21 protein-coding genes and 1 pseudogene are annotated in these 23,558 nt (G+C 54.4%); 6 read left to right on the top strand and 16 right to left on the bottom strand.

Going from position 1 to position 23,558, the window contains the following annotated elements; all coding sequences use genetic code 11:
* Positions 1-35 precede the first annotated feature (35 nt).
* From dapF to KDD30_RS15495, 3 genes are read right to left on the bottom strand one after another with little or no spacing between them, the layout of a single operon-like run.
* Positions 36-866, bottom strand: a complete 831-nt coding sequence (gene dapF, locus KDD30_RS15485; protein ID WP_211646629.1) for a diaminopimelate epimerase — start codon at positions 864-866, stop codon at positions 36-38.
* A gap of 20 nt (positions 867-886) precedes the next feature.
* A complete protein-coding gene (gene lysA / locus KDD30_RS15490) occupies positions 887-2,137 on the bottom strand; it encodes a diaminopimelate decarboxylase (RefSeq protein ID WP_211646630.1) in 1,251 nt (416 codons plus the stop codon).
* Positions 2,138-2,165: 28 nt separating this feature from the next.
* Positions 2,166-2,282, bottom strand: coding sequence for a lipoprotein (locus KDD30_RS15495; protein WP_211646631.1), 117 nt, complete (start codon positions 2,280-2,282; stop codon positions 2,166-2,168).
* A 76-nt stretch (positions 2,283-2,358) separates the two neighbouring features.
* Between KDD30_RS15495 and cyaY the strand changes: the two genes are divergently transcribed.
* Entirely contained in the window at positions 2,359-2,670 is a 312-nt protein-coding gene (cyaY, locus tag KDD30_RS15500; protein WP_211646632.1) for an iron donor protein CyaY, read from the top strand.
* 54 nt (positions 2,671-2,724) lie between these two features.
* Here cyaY and KDD30_RS15505 read toward each other — a convergent pair whose 3' ends face one another.
* A complete protein-coding gene (locus KDD30_RS15505; RefSeq protein WP_211646633.1) occupies positions 2,725-5,316 on the bottom strand; it encodes a class I adenylate cyclase in 2,592 nt (863 codons plus the stop codon).
* Between the two features lie 401 nt (positions 5,317-5,717).
* Here KDD30_RS15505 and hemC point away from each other — a divergent pair, with 401 nt between their 5' ends.
* Genes hemC through KDD30_RS15525 form a run of 4 tightly spaced genes read left to right on the top strand, consistent with a single transcriptional unit; the run spans position 5,718 to position 9,763 of the window.
* Positions 5,718-6,653: a hydroxymethylbilane synthase gene (gene hemC / locus KDD30_RS15510; protein WP_211646634.1), complete on the top strand. Its 936-nt coding sequence runs from the start codon at positions 5,718-5,720 to the stop codon at positions 6,651-6,653.
* Positions 6,650-7,402 (top strand): uroporphyrinogen-III synthase, encoded by a 753-nt coding sequence (locus tag KDD30_RS15515; protein WP_211646635.1) that lies wholly within the window; start codon positions 6,650-6,652, stop codon positions 7,400-7,402. Before hemC ends, KDD30_RS15515 begins: the two co-directional genes overlap by 4 nt.
* A 4-nt stretch (positions 7,403-7,406) precedes the next feature.
* The gene (locus KDD30_RS15520) at positions 7,407-8,579 is read left to right on the top strand and encodes a uroporphyrinogen-III C-methyltransferase (protein ID WP_211646636.1); all 1,173 of its coding nucleotides are present in this window, start codon (positions 7,407-7,409) and stop codon (positions 8,577-8,579) included.
* Positions 8,576-9,763, top strand: a complete 1,188-nt coding sequence (locus tag KDD30_RS15525) for a heme biosynthesis HemY N-terminal domain-containing protein (RefSeq protein ID WP_211646637.1) — start codon at positions 8,576-8,578, stop codon at positions 9,761-9,763. Before KDD30_RS15520 ends, KDD30_RS15525 begins: the two co-directional genes overlap by 4 nt.
* A gap of 360 nt (positions 9,764-10,123) precedes the next feature.
* On the opposite strand, the gene KDD30_RS15530 is transcribed toward KDD30_RS15525, so the two are convergent.
* The 3 genes from KDD30_RS15530 to KDD30_RS15540 form a co-directional block, all read right to left on the bottom strand.
* Complete coding sequence (locus KDD30_RS15530) at positions 10,124-10,570, bottom strand: hypothetical protein (protein WP_211646638.1); 447 nt, start codon at positions 10,568-10,570, stop codon at positions 10,124-10,126.
* A 43-nt stretch (positions 10,571-10,613) separates the two neighbouring features.
* A complete protein-coding gene (locus KDD30_RS15535) occupies positions 10,614-11,384 on the bottom strand; it encodes a class I SAM-dependent methyltransferase (RefSeq protein WP_211646639.1) in 771 nt (256 codons plus the stop codon).
* Between the two features lie 135 nt (positions 11,385-11,519).
* On the bottom strand, positions 11,520-14,657 hold the full coding sequence (locus KDD30_RS15540) for an ABC transporter substrate binding protein (protein WP_211646640.1): 3,138 nt from the start codon (positions 14,655-14,657) through the stop codon (positions 11,520-11,522).
* A 116-nt stretch (positions 14,658-14,773) separates the two neighbouring features.
* Here KDD30_RS15540 and asnC point away from each other — a divergent pair, with 116 nt between their 5' ends.
* A complete protein-coding gene (gene asnC, locus KDD30_RS15545) occupies positions 14,774-15,235 on the top strand; it encodes a transcriptional regulator AsnC (protein WP_027251479.1) in 462 nt (153 codons plus the stop codon).
* Between the two features lie 58 nt (positions 15,236-15,293).
* Here asnC and hemB read toward each other — a convergent pair whose 3' ends face one another.
* The 9 genes and pseudogenes from hemB to rmuC all read right to left on the bottom strand — a co-directional run bounded on the left by hemB (position 15,294) and on the right by rmuC (position 23,410).
* The gene (gene hemB, locus KDD30_RS15550) at positions 15,294-16,340 is read right to left on the bottom strand and encodes a porphobilinogen synthase (protein ID WP_211646641.1); all 1,047 of its coding nucleotides are present in this window, start codon (positions 16,338-16,340) and stop codon (positions 15,294-15,296) included.
* A gap of 87 nt (positions 16,341-16,427) precedes the next feature.
* Positions 16,428-17,216, bottom strand: a complete 789-nt coding sequence (gene tatD, locus KDD30_RS15555) for a 3'-5' ssDNA/RNA exonuclease TatD (protein ID WP_211646642.1) — start codon at positions 17,214-17,216, stop codon at positions 16,428-16,430.
* A 123-nt stretch (positions 17,217-17,339) separates the two neighbouring features.
* Positions 17,340-18,086: a Sec-independent protein translocase subunit TatC gene (tatC, locus tag KDD30_RS15560; protein WP_211646643.1), complete on the bottom strand. Its 747-nt coding sequence runs from the start codon at positions 18,084-18,086 to the stop codon at positions 17,340-17,342.
* A 6-nt stretch (positions 18,087-18,092) separates the two neighbouring features.
* Positions 18,093-18,509 carry a Sec-independent protein translocase protein TatB gene (gene tatB / locus KDD30_RS15565; protein WP_211646644.1) on the bottom strand — a complete coding sequence of 139 codons (417 nt, stop codon included), beginning with the start codon at positions 18,507-18,509 and terminating at the stop codon, positions 18,093-18,095.
* 3 nt (positions 18,510-18,512) lie between these two features.
* Positions 18,513-18,758, bottom strand: coding sequence for a Sec-independent protein translocase subunit TatA (gene tatA / locus KDD30_RS15570; protein WP_211646645.1), 246 nt, complete (start codon positions 18,756-18,758; stop codon positions 18,513-18,515).
* A gap of 55 nt (positions 18,759-18,813) precedes the next feature.
* A pseudogene (gene ubiB / locus KDD30_RS15575) lies at positions 18,814-20,450 on the bottom strand (ubiquinone biosynthesis regulatory protein kinase UbiB).
* Positions 20,451-20,455: 5 nt separating this feature from the next.
* Complete coding sequence (locus KDD30_RS15580) at positions 20,456-21,079, bottom strand: SCP2 domain-containing protein (protein WP_211646646.1); 624 nt, start codon at positions 21,077-21,079, stop codon at positions 20,456-20,458.
* Positions 21,080-21,086: 7 nt separating this feature from the next.
* Positions 21,087-21,839 (bottom strand): bifunctional demethylmenaquinone methyltransferase/2-methoxy-6-polyprenyl-1,4-benzoquinol methylase UbiE, encoded by a 753-nt coding sequence (gene ubiE, locus KDD30_RS15585; protein WP_211646647.1) that lies wholly within the window; start codon positions 21,837-21,839, stop codon positions 21,087-21,089.
* 47 nt (positions 21,840-21,886) lie between these two features.
* Complete coding sequence (rmuC, locus tag KDD30_RS15590; RefSeq protein WP_371826101.1) at positions 21,887-23,410, bottom strand: DNA recombination protein RmuC; 1,524 nt, start codon at positions 23,408-23,410, stop codon at positions 21,887-21,889.
* Positions 23,411-23,558 lie beyond the last annotated feature (148 nt).

Here is a 23,558-nt window from a genome sequence, read left to right on the forward strand (position 1 = left end):
ACCATCGGCTTGTCTATACATCGGCGCTGACGGGTTCACAACGTAATCTGGCCATCATAGACATGCGCGACCGGTCCGGTCATATACAGCGGTTTCCCTTCTCCGGCCCAGCGAATATGCAGATCACCGCCCGGCAAGCTGACTTTCACCTGGCTGTCCAGCAGCCCCTGACGCTGGCCAATGGCCACAGCCGCACAGGCACCACTGCCACAGGCTTGGGTTTCCCCGGCGCCGCGCTCATAAACCCGAAGCCGGACAGCATCACGCGACAGCACTTGCATAAAGCCGACATTGACCCGCTCAGGAAAGCGCTCGTGACTCTCCAGCAACGGGCCCAGTGTCTCGACGTCCGCCGTTTCAACATCGTCGACCACAGTAACGCAGTGCGGGTTTCCCATGCTGGCAGTGCCACACATCACGGTGTAATTGTCTGCACGCAGAATATAAGTTTTCTCTTCCTGCTTGGCCGTGAACGGAATTTTCTCCGGCGCAAACGCAGGCTCCCCCATATTCACGGTCACCTGATTGTCATTTTCCAGCTGTAGGATCATCTTGCCCGCTTTGGTGCTGACGGCAATCCGATACTTGTTGGTCAGGCCTTTCATGGACACAAACCGGGCAAAACAACGGGCACCGTTACCGCACTGAGACACTTCACTGCCGTCGGCATTGAAGATCCGGTAGTGAAAGTCCGTTTCGGGATCATAAGGCGGTTCGACAACCAACAGTTGATCAAACCCCACCCCGCGATGCCGATCTGCCAGACGCCGGATGGCGTCCGGGGAAAAGAAGATGTTCTGGGTTACACAGTCGACGACCATAAAGTCGTTTCCCAAACCATGCATCTTAGAAAATTGAAACTGCATCGGCGTACTCTCGTGTCGGGTTAAGGCAGCAGGTGCTCAGATTGCCACAGTTGACTCAGCGTCTCACGCTCACGCACCACATGCGCCTGATCGCCATCCACCATGATTTCTGCCACACGCGGACGGGTGTTGTAGTTCGAAGACATCACAAAGCCGTAAGCGCCCGCGGAACGCACCGCGACCAGATCGCCCTGCTCCAGTTTCAGCAGACGCTCTTTACCGAGGTAATCCCCGGTTTCGCAGACCGGACCGACAAAGTCATATTCTTTCGGTTCCCCTTCCCGTGGCACCACAGGCACAATCGCCTGCCACGCCTGATACAGGGTCGGACGGATCAGGTCATTCATGGCCGCATCCAGAATGGCAAAATTCTTGTGCTCCGTATGTTTCAGATATTCCACACGGCTGACCAGCACTCCGGCATTGGCAGCAATCGCGCGGCCCGGTTCGAAAATCAGTTCCAGATCGCGGTGATTTTCCAGCCGATCCAGCAGCGCTTTGGCATAATCCGACGGCAATGGTGGCTGCTCGTCGTTATAGGTCACACCCAGACCACCGCCGACATCCAGATGACGAATCACAATACCTTCCGCTTTGAGGGTATCAATCAGGGCCAGCAGACGATCCGTGGCATCAATGAAAGGCGCGAGCTCCGTCAGCTGCGAGCCGATGTGGCAGTCAATGCCGACCACATTCAGGTTCGGCAGGCTGTGCGCCAGTCGATACACCTCCGGCGCGCGCTCAAAATCAATGCCGAATTTGTTATCGCGCAATCCGGTGGAAATGTAAGGGTGGGTTTTGGCATCCACATCCGGGTTGATCCGCAGCGACACGGTTGCCACTTTGCCCATTTCGCCTGCCACCTGATTCAGGCGTTCCAGCTCAGGCTCAGATTCCACATTGAAACATTTGATGTTCAGCGATAACGCACGGCGCATTTCAGAAGCCGTTTTACCAACACCGGAAAAAACCACTTTCGCCGCATCACCGCCCGCAGCCATCACACGTTCCAGTTCGCCAACCGAGACGATATCAAATCCGGAGCCCAGACGGGCCAGCACATTCAGCACGCCCAGATTCGAGTTCGCTTTTACGGCATAGCAAATCAGATGCGGGTGATCCGCCACAGCACTGTCAAACGCACGCCAGTGACGCTCCAGCGTGGCGCGGGAATACACATAAAGCGGGGTACCGAATCGCTCGGCCAGCTCGGTCAGTGCAATATCTTCAGCGTAAAGTTGGCCGTCTTGCTGATAATTAAAGTAGTCCAATGTCGTCTCTTCCCTGTTGTGGCAGCGATTATTCGGTTTGTTCGTTATTCTGCTGATCCGCTGGCATGTAAAGCGGGCCGGTCTGGCCACAGCCAGTCAGCGTCAGTATGGTCAGGATAATTGTTGCGATGAAACCTTTACGCATTTTGAAAGCCAGTGATAATGATTGCAATGCCCTCTATAATCGCACCCACACTCGGAAAAGCAATAGGACGAACAGGATGAACGATACTGAATTTCATAAACTGGCCGATCAGGTACTGATGCATATCGAAGAAGGCATCGACCAGTCTGGTGCCGATATTGAATATGAAACGACAGGCAATGTGTTGACGCTGGAGTTTGAAAACCGCAGCCAGATCGTCATCAACCGCCAGGAGCCGCTGCACGAAATCTGGGTGGCTTCAAAATCAGGTGGCTATCACTTTAAGTATCAGGAAGGGATCTGGCACTGCACCCGGAGTGGTGAAGAGCTGATTTCTCTGATCAAACGTGAGTGCTCCCTGCACGCCGAAGAGAAAGTCGACTGGTAAAGACTGGCGGCGCGTCCGGTCAGAGACGCGCCGGTTTGAGGCTGCGGGACTGCCTCAGGATAAACTCAGATGGCCGCCGTTACCGGAGCCGGATTCAGACATCGAGCTGTCGTTGTCTGCCGCCATCCGCCGTTCGGCCTGATAACCGCTCTTGTAAGGCAGCACCTGACATTCGCCTTCTTCGCTGTACACAATATGGTAGAACTGCGGCAGGTTGAAGTTGATAAAGTTCGAGCTGTAGCTGAATCTGTCCTGTGCCGACGTATAAAAGCGGTTCACGCCATGGACCATTTCGTCCATATTACCGCTGCACTGACGGTAAACTTCAATCCGGTTGGTTTCATCGAGAATATAGATATTGAATCCATCGTTCTCGCAGTCTTCAAAGAAAAACTGAATTAACCCTTCGCTGGCATAAGCATCGACAATCGATGGCGGATGCGGCTCATCGGTTTTGCCCACCACCACGCTGGCACTGCCCAGCAGCTTATTACTGGAAATACAGCGATAGAAGTCGACAGAGTTTTCAAGCTTCTGTACCGAGACACCGCGACGCTCAAAGAACAGACCATGGGTCTGGCTGCCGATTCGAATGGCTTTGAAACGGCGTTGCTTCTCCTGTAGCTCGACTGGCATCAGACGCATCTCGATACATTCGGCCACCAGCTGATACACCAGATTTCGGATCATCCCGCGCATATGTTTGCTGTAGCAGAACACATCCACAGACTCCGGCGGAATGGCATCCTGATGCATCTTGCTGAGAATCGTCTTCAGGGCATCCATCATGGCATTCTCGCCCTTGAAGTTCAGCGTCCGCACTTCGTTCCACGAGTTCCGGTACACCAGATCCACACTGCCCACCAGACAAGCCTGCTCCGGTCCGAAACTGAAAATATCGGTATTTTTAAAGTCGAACTTCACCGCACGGCTCTTCAACTCTTCCGTCGGATCCTGCTCAAGGTTGATGAAAATTCCCAACTGACGGATTTCACACGGGCTGGATAACGCATCCAGACTCGGCTTCGGACGACGAATCGAAAAGGTATTGCGAATATCACTGACCAGCTGATACAGCTTGTCGATATCCATCGACGAATCCCGGACCACCGCATGCAGGCTGGTGGTTTCGGTCAGCAGGCCGTTGAAATACGCCCAGGCCACTAATTTGCTGAGATAGCGGTTATGCTCCAGCGACGGCTGGCCGAGAATCGCAAACGGATCCAGCGGCTGCTTATACAAATACCAGCCTGCGGTATTGGTCCGGCCGGCAGGCACCTGAATCAACGTCAGATCCGACTCATGCAAGTCCGGTGAAATCTGCGGGTTCAGCAAGGTCACTTTGCCCGGCAGCACCTCAAAAGCGGCATAGAGTTTCCGGGCCAGAATACTGATGTCTTCCGGACTGATTGACGAGGTAATGTCGTTACGGCGGGCAAACAGGATCAGATTCCGGTAACTGAGCATCAAAGCATCGAGCAGCTCATTGTGCGCCCGTTTCACCTGCTCAACTTTCCAGTTCCGGCGGTTGTCCAGTTCTGCAATCACTTCCGGCGACCACTGCCACTCTGCTGTCAATTCAGTCAGCACTTCCCGGCGCCATACCACGGAACCCACTCCGGGTTCACGGGTCAGTTTCTCATGGGTTTTGAGATAAAAGCAGCGGCGCACCAGATCCAGACGACGATGGTCATGAATCCGCTCCAGATAGCGGGTCACCTTCTCCAGCATCAGGTAGTAGGCATCCATCGCATAATGGGTCGACTGTTCCGAGAAGAAGCGGCGTTTGCCGTCCACACTCAACAGCTGCGTATGCGGATACTCACAGGAATAGGCCTCCAGCAGGATTGCTTTCAGGACCGATTTGTAAGGTGAATCGATGCTTTTATACAGATGCCACAAGCTGGAGCCGAAATACTCTTCCGCCGGAATGCGGCACAGGCCGCCGAAATCAATCCACTCATCCCGGTTGATATAGCCATCTTCCGCCAGATAAGCCACGTATTCGTCGTAGCATTCTTCCATTTCCGGCGGCACCAGATACCACAGGAAACGTTGCCCGGCGAGATGCACCGCCGAACGGTAAAATTCGTCTAACAGCAACAGATGCTGACTGGAGCCGCAGTTATCGCCGCTCAGAGCCTCTGAGCGATTATGGCGGAAGCGGTTGTCATCGATCAGAAAAAAGTTGGCTTCGACACCATAGGACATGGCCCAGGCCGAGACGGCCTTACACTTGTTGAGCAGCGCTTCACGCTCTTCGAGCGGCATCCGGGTGCGAATACAGACCCAGATATCCAGATCACTGGTCAGACTCTGACCCAGCGACGAGGTACTGCCCATAGCATACAGGCCTAGGATATCACCAGCGGCCGCTTCGACATCACCCGTCAGTGCGGTGCGATCAAGATTGAAGTATTCACAGGCCAGGGACATCTGGCGATCGGAAGGGAAATAAGCAGAAATACCTTGAGGTACCTCGGCATTCTGGTAGCCAGGTAAATCCGGATGATTCACATGCAATAGCACTGGCAACAGGCTGAACACCTGTTCGGACTGTGCATTCATGGCAAGCCGGGCACGCTCGACCCGACGCTGGTTATGTTTATCCAGCCTGCCAATTAACGAATTAATATAATTTTGCAAATTACTCTTCCAAGAGCTACCAGCATCCAGCGCGGCCCGAATCTTGTCATTGTTCGAGCAATCGGCGCGCCATTCGTGAGCAAAAACGTGATCAATCTAACAGTTTTCCGGCTATCCGTAAAGTCTGTATGGTTTATGCAAACTGCGCAAGCGGCACTGGGTGGACAAGTCCGTTCAATATGACCTCAAAATAGTACAATGAGAAAAAATCGCCAGCACCCCAGACTTTGGAAGCCAGATCACATACATTAATGTGATCCAGATCGCGATTGTGATGTCACAGAACAGGACAAAAGCGCTTCACCGCACTAGGCACAACATCGACATTACCTTCCCTGTGCCGGAGTGGTACGATTAGTGGAAATAAACCATATTTAAAGCAATTAGATGGACTCCTATTTATGACTGAGAAGCCTATCCGGATCGCCACCCGTAAAAGCCCGCTCGCACTGTGGCAGGCCGAGTATGTTAAAGCGGCACTGGAATCAGCGCACCCGGGAATCGTGGTGGAACTGGTTCCTATGGTCACCAAAGGTGACATCATTCTGGACACCCCACTGGCCAAAGTGGGCGGCAAAGGCTTGTTCGTCAAAGAACTGGAGCAGGCCATGCTGGAAAACCGGGCTGATATCGCGGTGCATTCCATGAAAGACGTGCCCGTCGAATTCCCGGAAGGTTTAGGTCTGGTTACCATTTGTGAGCGTGAAGATCCGCGGGACGCTTTTGTCTCCAACCACTATGCCCATGTCGATGAATTACCCCAGGGTGCAATCGTCGGCACCTCCAGCCTGCGCCGTCAGTGTCAATTGCTGGCCCGCCGCCCGGATTTACAGATCAAAACACTGCGCGGCAACGTTGCCACCCGCCTGCGTAAACTCGACGATGGCGAGTATGACGCCATCGTTCTGGCCTGCGCTGGCCTGAAACGTCTGAAAATGGAAGATCGCATTCGCTGCGCGCTCGAGCCTGAAGTCAGTCTTCCAGCTGTCGGTCAAGGTGCCGTGGGCATCGAATGCCGTCTGGATGATACCCGTATCCGCTCGCTGCTGGATGTCCTTAGCGACGAGACCACTACCACCCGCGTTCTGTGTGAACGTGCGATGAACAATCGCCTGGAAGGTGGCTGTCAGGTGCCGATTGGCAGCTATGCAGAACTGGAAGGCGATCAGGTCTGGTTGCGTGCACTGGTTGGCGAACCGGATGGCACCCAGATTGTTGCCGGTGAAATTCGCGGCCCGATTGCCGATGCAGAAGCGCTGGGCACTCAGTTGGCAGAAGAACTGCTGACTCGCGGCGCCCGTGACATTCTGACCCGACTGTACGACGAAGCCGAATGACGGTTCTGATCACCCGGCCAGCCCCCAAAGGGGATGCGCTGGCGTCTGCACTGGCCGAACGGGGCATTGCATCGCTGGTGCAACCGCTGCTGACCATCGCACCGGGCAGCGGCCTGCCACGACTGGGTGATCAACTTGCTGCGTTGCAAGAAGGAGACTGTGTGATTGCTGTCAGCACCCATGCGGTAAAAATGGCGCATACTTATCTGACAGAACAACACATTAGTTGGCCAGAAGGCGTGCATTATCTTGCCGTGGGCCAGCAGACAGCTGAAGTCTTTGCCCAAGCCTGCGGCCAAATGGTGGCAGCACCGCAGCGAGAAGACAGTGAAGGCCTGCTGGCCCTGCCGGAACTGGCACAGCCTGCACAGCACAAAGTGTTGATTCTGCGCGGCAACGGCGGCCGTGAACTGATTTTCGAGACGCTGGTCGAACGACAGGCCAGCGTCTCCTATTGTGAAACCTATGCGCGACACTGGCTGGCACTCAAGGGTGACACACTGTACCCGGAATGGCAGCAACAAGGCGTCGACACACTGGTTGTCACCAGCGGCCAGCAACTGGCGTATCTGGTCCGGCTCCTGCCGGTTCAGGCCCGTGACTGGCTCTATGGTTGTCGGTTGCTGGTGCCCAGTGAGCGTATTGAAACAGAAGCCAGGGACATCGGCTTTCGCCACGTAACCATGGTAGGCAGTGCCAGTAATGCTGCATTGCTTACTGCCCTAAGTACAACAGGCATAACGGGATAAACGGATGACTGAGAAGAAGACCAATAACGATCACCCTAAGGCAGGCAACCAGTCTGATGCCGCTGAGAAGGCAAAGGACACGCCGAAAACTGCCGACAACCAGCCGAAATCAACTGGCCGTGCTGCCCAAGAGCCGGCCAAGCAGACACCTGCCAAATCCGGCGGGGGCAAAACCGGCATCGTCGCGATTGCACTGGTGATTCTGCTGGGCGCGGGATTGTACTATCACGGCCACCAGCAAAATCAGGCACAGCAGGCACAGTTGGCTACCCTGCAACAGCAACTGAGCGACATGAAATCCGCGCTGACCCAAAGCGAAGCATCCGTCAAAGCCAGCGTGACAGAACAACTGGCCACCACGTCGACGGCACTGGAACAGCAGGCCAACAATGTGGATGCCCTGCGCACGGCTTTGTCTGAGCTCAAAGGCCGCCGTCCGAACGACTGGCTGCTGGCGGAAGCAGACTATCTGACCCGCATGGCCGAACGCAAACTCTCGCTGGAACATGATTTGACCAGTGCCACCCTGCTGCTGCAATCCGCAGACAGCCGTATCGCCCAGCTCGGTGACCCGAGCCTGACCGATCTGCGCAGCGCCCTGAGCAATGACATTACAAAGCTGAAGTCGATTGCCCGGATTGACCGCGACGGTCTGGCCTTGCGCCTGACCAGCCTGCAGGCTCAGGTCGATACCCTGCCACTGGCCAATGCCATCGTGCCGGAATCCCTGGAAGAACCACAGCAGGCGCAAGTCAGCGAGTCGATTTCCGACTGGAAATCCAACCTGATGACGTCGCTCAAGCAGTTCAGCGGCCATTTCGTCACCTATCGCAAACGCGACGGCAATGTGATTCCACTGCTCTCGCCGGATCAGAACTTCTACCTGCAGGAAAACATCAAGTCGAAGCTGGAAACTGCCATTCGTGCCGTCTTCCGTGAACAGGGCGAGCTTTACACCCAATCTCTGAGCAAGGCGAAAGACTGGGCCGGCCAGTTCTACAAAACGGACGATCCGAAAACCCAGAACTTCATCAAGACCTTAGATGAACTTGGACAGCAGCAAATTGAAGTCAGCTATCCAAAATCGCTGGAATCGCCAGCCATCCTGTCGGAACTCATCAACCAGCGCGTGCGCCAGCAAGTGGCACCCATCAAGGGTGAGGAGGATCCGGCATGATTAAACTTTTGTTGCTGGTCGCAGCCCTGATTGCTGGGATCATCGTGGGTCCGATGCTGGCCGGAAATCAGGGATACGTGCTGATTTCCGCTGCGAATCAAACCCTGGAAATGAGCCTGACGACCCTGCTGCTGCTGGTTGTGGTGCTGTTCGGGCTGTTTTTCTTGCTGGAAAATCTGATCAAGTGGCTGCTGTCGCTGAGCAGTGTCACCCGTGGCTTTTTCTCCGGCCGGAAAACCCGCAAAGCCCGCCAGCTGACCTCCAACGGTCTGGTCAAAGTGCTGGAAGGTGACTGGAAACAGGCTGAAAAGCTTGTCGTTAAATCAGCGACTCACAGTGAAACACCGTTGCTGAACTATCTGGCTGCCGCAGAAGCAGCGCAGGAGCAAGGTCAGTTCCACCAGCGGGATGAATATCTGCGTCTGGCAGCCGAACTGGACAGCGAAAGTCTGGCCGTCGCCCTTACCCGCGCCCGTCTTCAGTGCCGCCATCATCAATACGAAGAAGCGGTGGCGACGCTGCAGGATGTCAAAGGCGCCCATCCACGTAACCCGTTGCTGCTGGAACTGCTGAAGCAATGCTATGTCGCACTGGAAGACTGGCCAGCACTGCTGGGCCTGCTGCCCGCGCTGAAAAAACATGGCAGCCTGACTGAAGAACAGACGGATGCGCTGACAGTCAAAGCCGAATGCGGCCTGATGGCTCAGATCAGCCAGCACAGTGGCAGCGATGGTCTGATGGGCCACTGGAACAGCCTGAGTCGCAAGGCCAAGCAAAACCCGGCCCTGGTCACCTGTTTCGTCCATGAAATGTGTGCCCGGAATGCCGACAGTGAAGCCTACACCGTACTGCGCGAAGCACTGCGTAAGAAAATTGACCCGGATCTGGTACGACTGATGCCCACGCTGAAGCTGACCGACAACCATCCGGCGATCGTGACACTGACAGACTTACTGCGTTACGACAGCAGCAACGCGACAACGCACAGTGCGCTGGGCCAGTTGTACCTGCGGGACGGGAAATATAAAGAAGCCCGGACTCATCTGGAAAAAGCAATTGAGCTGCACCCGTCGGTGTCAGACTACAGCTATCTGGTCGAGGTGCTGGAGAAGCTGAACGATAAAGCCGCCGCAAACCGCCTTTCCCGAGAAGGTCTGGCGCTGGCATTACCGCCGAAAATCTAAGCTTTCAGAAACATCTGTTACTAAATGTAAAAAGCACCATTATTGGTGCTTTTTTGATCTATTTAACAAAGCATTAACGAGATTTAATTCGCTTTTGTTTCCATCTGTTAATAGCCATTTCAGCTTATATATTTCCTATTGATGGAAGTATTTAAAAAATATTCAATGTGGCCTCTTTTAGCTCGAATAGATGGAAGTAAGGCTATGCTCCCTTGGTTAATTGTTTCTGGCATTGTTGTTGCGGTAATCACTTGCCTGCTGACTGCTGTGCTGATCAAAGAATCCTGAGAATCATTTGATCCCCTGTAAAAAAGCCTCCATTCGGAGGCTTTCTTGTTTTCCAAAGGTGCAAAGCAGATATCAGGCGCTGGCCTGATAAATCAGCTTATCGAACCGCTGATGTGCCTTGTCAGCTTTCTTCTGATATTTCGCCGCCTTTTTCTGGTACTTGCCGGACTTCTTCTGATACTTCTCGATTTTCTTCTCGTATTGGCGCTTTTTCTTCGAGAGCTTTCTCAGTTTCTTATCCAGCTTGCGAACTTTGACAGACATGCTCAGCCATCCGGAGGACAGACGCATCGCCGCTCCGCTTTCCAGGCTTTCACCCACCTCAGGCACTGCCGGAGATGCAAGATTTGATTGTACCGTTACGCCCGGCAAACCCATGGGTTTACACAAGGCACCTTTGGTATTGGCAACGCGAGCACAACTGCGGCACAGGAATCGAGGCTGACTGACCAGCGCTCCGATCGCAGTCGCTTTGTCACTAATCTCTGCGCGACGGTATTTACATAACGATTTCGACATCACTCCCTCTCCCTCAAGGCAGCCAATGACATGGCAAGCGACCCTATTTCATGGCCGCTTTGACATACACATCAAACCGGTTTTTCTTGGTTTCAATGACCGTGGACGGTTGCTGGCCATCCAGCCAGGGCGCGTAGTCCGGCCGTTTCACCACCACACGTTTGGTCGCCAGTGCCAGCGACGGTGTCAAGAGTAGATCAGCATCGGTATCCGCACCAACCAGACTCTGAAAAACCCGCATTTCTTTTTTGACCAGCGCCGACTTCTTTTTGTGGGGAAACATCGGGTCCAGATAGACCACGTCTGGCGCGAGATAATCCGGATCATCAGCCAGCTGTGCGAGTGCATCCTGACTGGTGGCATGCAACAGCGTCATCCGCTCACTGACCCAATGGCCAATCTCGGCATCGGCCTTTGCACGACGCAATCCGTCTTCCAGCAACGCAGCAACCACAGGATGACGCTCTACCATTTGCACGGTACAACCCAGTGAGGCCAGTACAAAAGCATCACGGCCCAAACCAGCTGTTGCATCCAGCACCCGGGGCATGGCACCGCTTTTCAAACCAACAGCTTTCGCAATCGCCTGGCCGCGTCCACCGCCAAACTTGCGGCGATGGGATGCAGCACCACCCGCCAGATCAACATACACCGCCCCTAACTTCGGCTCATCTCGTTTGAGCAGCTCCAGCCGTTCGTGTGTCAGCTGCAGCGCAAACAGAGCGTCCGGATCAGACTCCAGCCCCCAGCGTGCAGCCAATGCATCCAGTTCAGGCTGACGTTCAGGTTGATCGCAAATGAAGGTGATTCGCACAGCTTTCTCCGCAAGAGGACTTCCGCCCGGCCACTGCCGGACAGAGAAGATTCAAACACAGCGGCGGATTATAGCAATCGGCATCATGAAATGGATGACTTTTTGAAAAGGCCACAAAACAGCGCCGTGAGCCAGTTACCAGATGTCTACGGTCGTCTGATTCAGATGCGCAACCAATGCAGGTAAAGGCATCGGTTTACCGAACCGGTATCCCTGCGCATAATCAACCCCCAACTGCTCCAGCCGGCTGAGAATGGCATCGTTTTCGACAAACTCGGCGACGGTTTGTTTCCCCATCTTCTTCGCCAGATCATTGATGGCCGTCACCATCGCCATATCGACCTCATCATCGGCGATATCACGCACAAACATGCCGTCAATCTTGATCAAATCGACCGGTAACCGCTTCAGATAACCAAACGACGACAACCCGGCACCGAAATCATCCAGCGAAATCATGCATCCGAGGGATTTTAACTGGGTGAACAGCTCAATGGCTTCACTCATATTCCCAATGGCCGCCGTTTCAGTAATTTCCAGACACAACTTGCTGGCCGGAATACTGGAGCGACCAATCCGGGTGAGCAGGAAATCCACAAAGTCGGGGTTACCCATCGACTGACCGGACAGATTGACCGAGCAAAGCTGAAGCGGGGCGACCGCTTCGGGATGCAATTCAAGCCAGTCGAGCACCGCATTCACCACGTAGCGGTCAATCAGGTGTGCCAGGTTATAACGCTCTGCCGCAGGCATAAAGAGCCCCGGTGGGATCATCGCGCCGTCACTGCTGCGCATGCGCAGCAGTACTTCATAGTGATGACCCTTCGCCCGGGAAGCCAGCGGGGCAATCGTCTGGGCATACAGCTCGAATCGCTGCTCATCCAGTGCCCGGCGGATATGACTGACATAAGCCATTTCCCGCTCCCGTCGCTGCAGTTCTTCATCATCCGGACGGTAGAGATGCAGCCGGTTCCGGCCTTCATCTTTGGCGGCATAACAGGCCGTATCCGCCTGAGCATGGACCTGCTGGGGCGAACCCGCCGTATCATCAATCAACCGGATCCCAATGGAAGCACTGAGGCTGAAGCGCGTGTTTTGCCAGTAGAATTCACTTTCTTCCAGCAAGTGCAGAACTTCGGCCCCCAGACGCAAAGCACCTTCCACTTCGCAATGATTCAGAATAATGGCAAATTCATCTCCACCTAAACGGGCCAGCGTTGCTTTGTGCGGCATGATCCCCCGCAGCAGCCAGGCCACCTGCTTCAGTGCCTCGTCTCCGGCTTCATGCCCGGCGGTATCGTTGATGACTTTGAACTGATCCAGATCCAGATACAACATTGCATGGCGGGCACTTTTCTCCCGCGCTTCATTGAGCGAGATATCCAGCTGGCGTTCAAAATAGCTGCGGTTATACAAATTGGTCAGATAATCATGATTGGCCTGATATTCCAGCTTGGCTTCCAGTTCCCGGGTACTGGTGATGTCTTCCCCCACCAGCAACAGCTGATGCTGGGATAACGACGAACGAATGGTTTCGCGAATCCAGACAGCCTTGCCACTGGCACAGGTATAACGCAGCTGACGCCGCCAGACGCTTTGCTCTTCTTTGCCCTGGTGGGTCGAAATGAAATGTTGCGGAATTTCCACATCGTCCAGATAGAAGTCAGTCACTTTATGGCCCAGCATTTCACGTTTGCTGTAGCCCAGAAGCTCAGTGGCAAACTGATTGACTGACTGGATCCGACCATGCTGGTTAATCGCCAGTAAAATGACGGGCTGCTGTTCGTACAACAATCGGTAACTGATTTCCCGTTCCCGGAGTTTTTCTTCCATATGATGACGGGCCGTCACATCCCGGGCTTCCAGCAGCAGCTGGCACTCTTCCCCTTCGGTCTGTGGCAGGGGTTTAATTGAGATATCCAGAATCCGGACACCGTCTTCACTGCTGTTGATCCCGGTTTCGAACCGGACCAGTAGCGTATGACTGGCTGAAAGAAAAGACTGTCTGAGTTGCTGGGTACTGGACCGCTCCCAGCACCCCCATTCCCAGAACGGGCAATCATATTTAATCACCGAGCGGCCCAGCAGATCCTGCATCGCCAGGTTGGCCGATTTCAGTTGCCCGCCCTGATTCAGAATGGCAATAAACTGAAAGCTCTGATCAAACACGCCTTCAAACAGGGTCCGGCTTTGCGTCAGTTTGCGTTCACTGCGCCGCAACCGGCGAATGATCACGATCAGCAGTATGATGACGACCAGCATTGCCGCCAGCACCATGCTGATCAGCCGCACATGCCCAGAATACCGTTCAAGCCAGCTCACCGGCTGATTCACCAGGAGCACCTGTTCCTGATCCACCTGAACTTTCCAGCGTTTGAGCGCCGGGTAATTGAACATCACCTGACGGGGACTGGTCAGAAATGCAGGAAACTCCGATACGGCACCACTCAGCACCTGCTTGAGCAATTGTCCCAGCATCAGCCCCTGATCGTAGCCCCGGCTGACCACGCCTCCCAGCGCACCACTGTCGAGCAGAAAACGGTAGGAAACATACACCGGCGCATTGGCACGGTTGCTCAGGTGTTTCATCACTTCACGGCTGGATAAATACGCGCCGTTGCCATCAATAAAATAGCTCAGAAAAACAATGGCTGACTTCGGCGGTAACTGGCTGACACTGTCGAACAACTCCGTAAAAGTCTGCGGACTCAGTAAGGTGTAAGACAGTTCCGGGTGCTGGCTGAGATAATCCTGCGTATCCTGCCAGATTTCCCGGCCCGTGGTGGTATGGTCTGAAATGAAGTAGAAATGCTGAACATCCGGTTGAATGGTCTGAACCAGATTAATATTCGCCGACACATCATTGGCTTCGAAAATACCGCCCACCCGCGACAGATTCGAATGCTTCTCGGGTCGGTATTGATTCACCCCGGACATCAGCACCGGTGTCTCACCAATATAGGCGGCCAGTTGATTCACCAGCCAGAGTGCATTGTCATCGGTCACGACAATGGCATCAAAATTTTCATTCCCCAGTTTGGCTTTATAGAGATCCACCAGTTGGTGCATATACCAGGGCGACTGGTAACGCTTGCTGTCCATGTAGTCTATCTGCAGATGGATCTGACTGGCACGCACGGCATCACTCAGGCCTGCCTGCTGGGCATCCGTCCAGCGCATGCCCTGATGATAGGAATGAATCACCAGCACATTTGCCTCGGCCAGCGCCAGCCTGGGCAGTAAAAGTACCAGCAGCAAGAGTACTAAACGCATGAAGTGACAGTGATATCCTTGATTCTGTGGTCCGGTGATTCGCTCATCCTAAACCGTGCGTCAGACGCCAAGCCAGTATAAGATGCAGGAGTTGCGAACTACCACGGAAAGAAGCCATGACCCCGCTCCCCCGACTGGATGATTTAGACCGGGATATCTTAAATGCCCTGATGCATGATGCCCGGATCCCCTATGCCGAAATGGCAAAGCGCTTCAATGTCAGCCCGGCCACAGTGCATGTCCGTGTTGAAAAAATGCGCGCAGCAAACATCATTACTGGAACTGAGGTGATTATCAACCCTAAGCTGCTGGGTTATGACGTCTGTTGCTTTATTGGCATTAATTTAAATGCCGCGCGGGACTATCACTCGGCGCTGGCCAAACTGAACGAACTGGATGAAGTGGTTGAAGCGTATTACACCACAGGTGCGTATAACATATTCGTCAAACTCATGTGCCGCTCCATCGAAGAACTGCAGTATGTGCTGATCGACAAACTACAGGCCATTGATGAAGTGCAATCCACCGAGACCCTGATTTCGCTGCAAAACCCAATCAACCGCAACGTGAAACCCTGAATGACAGCCCATAAAAAAAGCGAGCCCGCGCTCGCTTTTTTGCTGTGATATCCGATGCTTATTTTTGCGCGGACAATGTCGCCTGACGCTCTGCCGCTTCTTCTGCCAGCCACTCGGCAACAGATTTCGCAAAATACGTCAGGATCCCGTCGGCACCGGCGCGCTTAAAGCACAACAGGGATTCCATGACGGTTTCTTTTTCTTTCAGCCAACCGTTCTGAATCGCGGCCATGTGCATCGCATATTCTCCGGAGACCTGATACGCAAACGTCGGCACCTGCAGCTCGGTTTTCACCCGACGGACCACGTCCAGATAAGGCATGCCCGGCTTCACCATCACCATGTCAGCACCTTCCTGAACATCCATTGCGACTTCGTGCAGCGCTTCATCGCTGTTGGCCGGATCCATCTGATAGGTTTTCTTGTCACCGCCTTTGAGATTTCCGGCAGAGCCGACTGCATCGCGGAACGGACCATAATAATTCGACGCATACTTGGCTGAATACGCCATGATTTGCGTGTGAATGTAACCCGCTTCTTCCAGCGCGGTACGAATCGCACCAATCCGGCCGTCCATCATATCGGAGGGGGCCACGATATCCGCCCCGGCTTCCGCATGGGACAGCGCCTGTTTCACCAGCACTTCGGTGGTTTCATCATTCAGAACATAACCGTGTTCATCAATAATGCCGTCCTGGCCGTGCGTGGTGAACGGGTCCAATGCGATATCGGTGATCACACCCATTTGTGGCACATGCTCTTTCAGCAGGCGCACCGCGCGCTGCACAATGCCTTCGGGATTATAGGCTTCCGCGGCACACACGCTTTTGAAGTCCTGCGTGACCACTGGGAACAATGCAATCGCCGGAACACCCAGCTTCGACAGGTACTCAGCTTCCAGCAGCATCAGATCAATCGACAGGCGTTCCACGCCAGGCATCGACTCGACCGGCTCACGACGGTTCTTGCCCAGCAGAATAAACATCGGATAAATCAGGTCGTTGACTGACACCTGATGCTCAGCTGTCAAACGGCGGGAAAAGTCTTGCTTGCGCGCACGACGCATACGACGGGCCGGAAATGCCCCCTGAATAGATACAGACACTGCTCACTCCTTGTTGGTTGTGCGGGATCCGAAGATTAACGCCGCAATCAGTCACAGTTGCGGCTCATCTTACCATCGAACAGCAGTTTACGCTGGTTCGATCTGAAAAAATGCCCGGGTTGTAGAGAAAACCGCCGCTGCCAGCGCGTCGACAGACTGCTGACGACAAGCAGCCACAGCCCCGACGATATGCGGCAGATAAGCCGGTTCGTTACGGCTGGACTTCGGCTTGGGCCGTAGATCCCGGGGCAGCAGATACGGGCAATCCGTTTCCAGCATCAGGCGCTGATCCGGGATCAGATGCACGATGTCCCGCAACTCGGTGCCCCGGCGTTCGTCACACACCCAGCCGGTAATGCCGATGTGCAGATCCAGCGCCAGACAGCCTTTCAGCTCCTGTTCGGTGCCGGTAAAACAGTGCAGTACGGCTGCGGGCAGTTTGTCGCGCCAGGGTTTGAGAATCGCCAAGAATCGATCATGCGCATCCCGGCAATGCATGAACACCGGTTTTTGCAGTTCGGCTGCCAGCGCCAGTTGCGCTTCAAACACGGTTTCCTGCTGCGGACGCGGTGAAAAGTCCCGGTTAAAATCGAGGCCGCATTCCCCGATCGCGACAACAGCCGGATCGGCCGCCAGATCACGAATCTGCGGCAGCGTCAGGTCAATCACCGACTTGGCATCGTGCGGATGCACGCCGGCGGTACTGTAACAATACCCCGGCCACTGATGCGCCATCGCCAGCGCCTCACGGCTTTCCTGTTCGCTGGTGCCGGTCAAAATCAGCGCCTGCACGCCTGCCGCGCGGGCCCGGTCAATCACGGCGTCCCGATCTTTATCAAACCGACTGTTGGTCAGGTTTACCCCAATATCGATCATTGATTTCATTCCCCTGAATTTTTCGCCATTGTACACAGCGCGGTTCCATGGATAAAAACCGACACATCAACTGCGCATACAAAAACAGCCGCACTGGGCGGCTGTTGGTCGGTTCGAACCGGTTTAATCATCGTGCTGTTCGTCCGTCTCCGCCCGGATATAGAAGCGGGTAAAGAACAAACCGACTTCAAACAGCAGACACATGGGCACAGCCAGCAAGGTCTGCGAAATAATATCCGGCGGGGTCAGTAACATCCCGGCCACAAAGGCGGCCACGATAATATAAGGCCGTTTCTTGCGCAGGCTTTGCGGATCGGTCGCACCGGTCCAGCACAGCAGAATAATCGCGACCGGGATTTCAAAAGCAATCCCGAAGGCCAGAAACAACGCCAGCACAAAATCGAGATAACTGGCGATGTCCGTCGCAACCTGTACGCCTTCCGGGGCAATATTCGTAAAGAAACTGAAGACCAGCGGAAACACCACGAAATAGGCAAAAGCCACACCGCAGTAAAACAGCAGCGAACTGGAAAACAGCAGCGGCATAACCAGGCGACGTTCATGCTTGTACAAACCCGGGGCAACAAACGCCCAGATTTGATACAGGATCAATGGCACCGCCAGAAACACCGAAGTGACCAGCGTCAACTTAATTGGCGTAAAAAAAGGCGACGCCACATCTGTGGCTATCATGCTGGTGCCTTCAGGCATCCGCTCCACCAGTGGCGCAGCCAGCAGACTGTAGATGTCGTTGGCAAACCACACCAGACAGAGAAACACCACCAGCACACTCAATACAGAACGAAGCAGTCGGTTTCGCAGTTCCAGCAGATGACTGAATAAAGGCTGGGTATCTTCCACACTCGACATGAAGCGTTATTTATCCTGTTGTTGCGATGAGGAGGCTGGCTTAGATTCCGTTGCCGCATCCTTCAAAGGAGAGTCCGCTTGCTGCGATTCAATATCCGCCGCATGTTCAGGCTCAATGGCAGGCTCAGATTTCGCATAAGGCCGCTGTACCGAGGCAGCTGCTTCCCTGAGTTCTTCCACCGATTTTTGTAAATCCGGTGCCAGATCCTGCATCCCCGCCTGCTCGGCCTTTTTCAGATCCTGGTGCAGCTCGTGAATTTTCAGCTCCTGTGACAGCTCAGTCTTCACCGCCGTCGCCATATTTCTGGCCGCATTGACCCAGCGAGACACCGAACGGATGGCCACGGGCAAGCGTTCCGGCCCGAGGACAATCAAGCCGACGACCCCGATCAGAATCAGTTCCCAGAACCCGATATCAAACACGTGTTAAACCTGCTCTTTATCTTTTGGGCCTTTCTGCGGTTCAGCCGCGTCCTTCTTATCAGCCAGTGACTTCTGTTCGAAGTCGGCATCGGCCTGATTTTTCTTCTCGTCGTCGTCATTCAGTGCTTTTTTGAAGCCTTTCACGGCAGATCCCAAATCACCACCCATAGAGCGCAGCTTTTTGGTTCCGAACAACAACACAATGATCAGAGCAACAATTAGCAGTTGCCAGATACTGATTCCACCCATGTTTACCTATCCTTTTATTCCTGAGAAAGCCATGTTGCCCAAGGCAGCATCGCCGTTATTTCGTATAAGCACGCCAGCCCATCAACCAGAATAAAGCACCAGCTGAAGCCGATAAGGCCGGATAAAGATTAACCTGACTATCCAAAAGTATGGCAGAACATATGATCAGGGTCGCGCCGACACCAAAACAAAACCTTGCCTGGCCCTGCTGGCGGCGGCTGGACATGTAATTGTCGTACAGCTTATCAATCCGCTGATTCATTACCTTGCCCTGGCGCAAACTGTCATAAAGAAGTTCCGGCAGTTCTGGCAATTTTTCAGCCCAGAACGGCGCTTTCTCCCGTACGGCACCGATGATGGCCTGCGGCCCCACCTGACGTGACATCCAGTCCTCTAAAAACGGCTTGGCCGTATCCCAGAGATCCAGTTGCGGGTAAAGCTGACGTCCCAAGCCTTCCACATAGAGCAGGGTTTTCTGCAACAGCACCAGCTGCGGCTGGACTTCCATGTTGAAACGGCGTGCGGTATTAAACAGATTCAGCAGCACATGGCCAAACGAAATATCTGCCAGTGGCTTTTCAAAGATCGGTTCACACACGGTGCGGATGGCAAATTCAAACTCATCCACATTGGTATCGTGCGGTACCCAGCCCGAATCCACATGCAGTTCGGCGACCTTGCGGTAATCGCGATGGAAAAATGCCAGCAGGTTTTCAGCCAGATAGCGTTTATCTTCCCGGTTCAGCGTCCCGACAATGCCAAAATCCAGTGCAATCCACTGCGGATCTGCCGGATTTTTGTGCGACACAAAAATGTTTCCCGGATGCATGTCGGCATGGAAAAAGCTGTCGCGGAAGACCTGGGTAAAAAAGACATTCACCGCTTTTTCCGACAGTAACTTCATGTCCGTGCCATTGGCTTTTAAGGCCTCAACATCAGAAACCTGAATACCATAAATGCGTTCCATGACAAGAAGATTACTGTGCGAATAATCCGTAAAAACTTCAGGCACATAGAGCGAGTCGCTGCCATCAAAGTTGCGGCGCAGCTGGATCGCATTAGCCGCTTCACGCATCAGATCCAGCTCATCGAGCAGGGTCTTTTCGTATTCGCGGATCACTTCTACCGGACGCAGGCGACGGGCCTCAGGCACAAAACGAGCCACCAGACGGGCCATGCGGTACATGAGTTTCATGTCGGCCTGAATGACCGGCAGAATATCCGGACGAATGACTTTAATGACCACTTCACGGCCATTGGCTTTCAGGGTCGCCGTGTGAACCTGGGCAATGGAGGCCGAAGCGAGCGGTGTCTGATCGAAGTCGCTGAACCACTGTTCCAGCGGCCCCCAAGGGATTTCTCAATTTGCTGACGTGCTAAGGCACCATCAAACGGAGCCACGCGATCCTGTAACAGTGCCAGTTGATCTGCGATATGTGGCGGGAACAGATCACGCCGGGTCGACATCATCTGGCCAAATTTGATCCATACCGGACCGAGAGACTGAAGCGCCAGACGCAGCCGCTCACCCAGACATTTGTCCGGATGCTGATTCCGCACCCAGAACAGGCTCTTCCGCATGAGTTTGGGCAGCCGGGTACGCGGGTCATCCGGCAGTAAATCATCCAGCCCGTACCGGAGCTGTACGGCAGTGATCTGATACAGACGCTTAATTTCTGAAAAACGACTCATGATGCTCAGGCTGTAGTTGGTTGGGCCAGCCGATCTGCCAGCTGATTGATTCGGGCTTCAAGGCGCGCCAGTTGCGAGGCCGCGTCGTCGACCTGATCGGCAAAGTGAGCGATTTCCAGCGCCGGCGGTGCCAGTCGCCACTCTTCCGTCATTACTTCGCCTAAATCGCGACGGCGTGCCTGGGCATGATCACGCAAACCCGCCAGCTTTTGCTTGGCGCCGCTCACCACCGTATGGGCAACCACATCGCCGGTGTAACGGGATAACCGCTCTGCCACATCCGGCTTCAGGCCACTGAGCAGCGCTGAAAATTGCTGGGCGAGCTGGATATCCCCTTCCAGAGCCAGCTTGTCCGCTTTAATCAGCTGGGTCAGGTTCGCCTGCTCCCGCAGTTCCGGCAATGCGGCCAGACTGAGCGACAAACGACACTGGGTTTCCCCTTCATACACCGCCAGCACATCGATTTGCTGGCTGAAGATGAAATAAAATTGTTTGCCCAGCTCATGAATCCGGACACTGATCACTTTGCCTCGCAGACGGGTCAGCCGACGCTGGCTGGCTTCGTCGTCTTTGAGCAGCGTATTCAGGGCAGTTTCCACCACACCGGTGAGAAGCGCATCAACTGGCATCAGGACCTCAGAACTTGTAACCACGATGCAGCGCGACAATACCGCCTGTCATGTTATGGTAGCTGGTTTGCTCGAATCCCGCGTCCTGCATCATGCCTTCCAGCGTCGGCTGATCCGGATGCATCCGGATGGACTCCGCCAGATAACGGTAGCTTTCTGCATCGCCGACCACCATTTCGCCGACACGCGGCAGGATATGGAACGAATAGGCATCGTAGAGCTTCGACAGCGGATCAATCACGGGTTTGGAGAATTCCAGCACCAGCAAACGGCCACCCGGCTTCAGTACCCGGAACATGGAGCGCAGCGCTTTGTCTTTGTCTGTGACGTTACGCAGACAGAAACTGATGGTGATGCAGTCAAAGTAGTCATCCGGGAACGGCAGTTCTTCGGCATTGGCCTGCACATAGGCAACGTTGCCGACAATTCCGCGATCCCGCAACTTGCTGCGACCGACTTTCAGCATCGAATTGTTGATGTCTGCCAGCACAATCTGACCATCTTCACCGACCATGCGGGAGAATTTCGCGGCCAGATCCCCGGTACCACCGCCCAGATCCAGCACACGATGGCCACGACGGACACCACTGCAATCAATGGTGAAACGCTTCCACAGACGATGAATGCCCATCGACATCAGGTCGTTCATCAGATCGTATTTGTCTGCTACCGAGTGAAACACTTCCGCAACCAGCTGCGCTTTCTCATCTTTGGCCACCTTCCGGTAACCAAAATCAGTCGTTTGTGTAGGTTCAGTCATGCTCGTTCCATCAAATTCGTTTTATGGGCCGTAGTTTACTTGAAGCGTCATGGTGTGTCATTCACCGTCTCGGTGATGCCGTGCACAGCCTCACTGTCTTGCAGAGCACGTTCCGTCACCGACAGCGGCAGATCCCGTTTCACCTCCACGCCCAGTTCCTTAAAGCTTTCGGCCTGACGGATAATATTGCCCCGTCCGGACGCCAGCTTATTCATCGCCCCCTGATAACTCAGGCTGGCTTTATCCAGCGCACCGCCCACCTGCTCCATATCCGAAACAAACAGCCGCAGCTTGTCGTACAGTTTTCCGGCCCGCTCGGCAATCTGCCGGGCATTCTGGTTCTGGCGTTCGTTGCGCCACAGGTTATTGATGGTTCGCAGCGCCACCAGCAGTGTGGTCGGGCTGACCAGCATGATATTGCTGTCCATGGCATCACGGATCAGCGCCGGATCGGCTTCAACCGCCGCCTGAAACGCCGGTTCGACCGGAATAAACATCAGCACATAATCCAGACTGCGCACCCCATGTAGCTGATGATAATCCTTACGACTCAGGCCTCGGATATGACCGCGCAGCGAGGTCAGGTGCTCACTCAGAGCCTTGTCCCGCTCCACCTGAGTCTCGGCATGAAAATAACGCTCATACGCCACCAGCGACATCTTGGCGTCAATCACCACATCTTTGTCCTGCGGCAGATGCACCACCACGTCTGGCTGATAGCGCTTGCCATGACTGTCTTCCAGGTTCACCTGCGTCCGGTATTCATGGCCTTCGCGCAGGCCGGATTCCGTCAGCACCCGCGACAGCACCACTTCTCCCCAGTTACCCTGCGCTTTATTGTCTCCCTTCAGCGCCTGCGTCAGATTCACCGCTTCCCGGGCCATCTGCTCGTTCAGCAACTTGAGGCTGTTAATTTCGTGCACCAGCGTATGCCGCTCACGGGCTTCATGGCTGAAACTGTCGTTGATCTGCTTGCGAAACCCTTCCAACTGCTCTTTCAGCGGGCTGAGTAACCCGTCCAGACTGAGCTTATTCTGCGCATCCACGCTCCGGCTTTTCTGTTCGAACAGGCGGTTGGCCAGGCTTTCAAACTGCTGTTGCAGCCGGGTTTCAGCGTTTTCCAGCAACTGAATTTTTTCATGCGATGCTTTCTGCTCCTCCCGGTAACGGGTCTGCAGTTCACGCAGATCCGCTGCCAGGCCGTATTCAGACTGCCGGGATGCCTCCAGCCGTTCAGTCAGCGCCTGATGTTCCTGACGCAGGGTTTCGAGATAACGCAGCTTTTCAACCGCCGCCGCCAGCCGGGCATGCATCTGGCGCAGTTCATTGCTGAGCCGGTCCCGCTCGACATCCAGTGTGTCCAGTTCCTGCTGTTGCTCAGCCAGTTCCTGACGCAGTTGCTGCTCTCGCTGCTGGGCCAACCGGGTTTCCGCCTCCAGCTGACGCTGCCAGATCTCGGCCTGCTGGCGCAATCGCCCCTGAAACCAGGCCGCTGTTGCCCCGCCCGCTGCGACGGCCGCGGTAATCGCCGCTGCCAGCCACTGACCATTCTCACTGAGCCATTCACCCATCATTGAACCGTTTCCCGCCTGACTTCATTTACTTCGATAGAATAAGGCTAAAAAGATACTGGATAAATGTCCAGATATTGTCTGCATCAAACTGAGATCGCGGCGGCATCCTGTGCTGGCTGACTAAGCACAAATGGCATAAACTGAC

Source organism: Photobacterium sp. GJ3, assembly GCF_018199995.1.
GTDB lineage: Bacteria > Pseudomonadota > Gammaproteobacteria > Enterobacterales > Vibrionaceae > Photobacterium.

Excerpts from the sequence above, each read along its gene's own strand:
- dapF (WP_211646629.1), bottom strand. The coding sequence starts at position 866 with ATGCAGTTTCAATTTTCTAAGATGCATGGTTTGGGAAACGACTTTATG.
- KDD30_RS15495 (WP_211646631.1), bottom strand. The coding sequence starts at position 2,282 with ATGCGTAAAGGTTTCATCGCAACAATTATCCTGACCATACTGACGCTG.
- cyaY (WP_211646632.1), top strand. The coding sequence starts at position 2,359 with ATGAACGATACTGAATTTCATAAACTGGCCGATCAGGTACTGATGCAT.
- hemC (WP_211646634.1), top strand. The coding sequence starts at position 5,718 with ATGACTGAGAAGCCTATCCGGATCGCCACCCGTAAAAGCCCGCTCGCA.
- KDD30_RS15515 (WP_211646635.1), top strand. The coding sequence starts at position 6,650 with ATGACGGTTCTGATCACCCGGCCAGCCCCCAAAGGGGATGCGCTGGCG.
- KDD30_RS15520 (WP_211646636.1), top strand. The coding sequence starts at position 7,407 with ATGACTGAGAAGAAGACCAATAACGATCACCCTAAGGCAGGCAACCAG.
- KDD30_RS15525 (WP_211646637.1), top strand. The coding sequence starts at position 8,576 with ATGATTAAACTTTTGTTGCTGGTCGCAGCCCTGATTGCTGGGATCATC.
- KDD30_RS15530 (WP_211646638.1), bottom strand. The coding sequence starts at position 10,570 with ATGTCGAAATCGTTATGTAAATACCGTCGCGCAGAGATTAGTGACAAA.
- KDD30_RS15540 (WP_211646640.1), bottom strand. The coding sequence starts at position 14,657 with ATGCGTTTAGTACTCTTGCTGCTGGTACTTTTACTGCCCAGGCTGGCG.
- asnC (WP_027251479.1), top strand. The coding sequence starts at position 14,774 with ATGACCCCGCTCCCCCGACTGGATGATTTAGACCGGGATATCTTAAAT.
- tatD (WP_211646642.1), bottom strand. The coding sequence starts at position 17,216 with ATGATCGATATTGGGGTAAACCTGACCAACAGTCGGTTTGATAAAGAT.
- tatC (WP_211646643.1), bottom strand. The coding sequence starts at position 18,086 with ATGTCGAGTGTGGAAGATACCCAGCCTTTATTCAGTCATCTGCTGGAA.
- tatA (WP_211646645.1), bottom strand. The coding sequence starts at position 18,758 with ATGGGTGGAATCAGTATCTGGCAACTGCTAATTGTTGCTCTGATCATT.
- KDD30_RS15580 (WP_211646646.1), bottom strand. The coding sequence starts at position 21,079 with ATGCCAGTTGATGCGCTTCTCACCGGTGTGGTGGAAACTGCCCTGAAT.
- ubiE (WP_211646647.1), bottom strand. The coding sequence starts at position 21,839 with ATGACTGAACCTACACAAACGACTGATTTTGGTTACCGGAAGGTGGCC.
- rmuC (WP_371826101.1), bottom strand. The coding sequence starts at position 23,410 with ATGGGTGAATGGCTCAGTGAGAATGGTCAGTGGCTGGCAGCGGCGATT.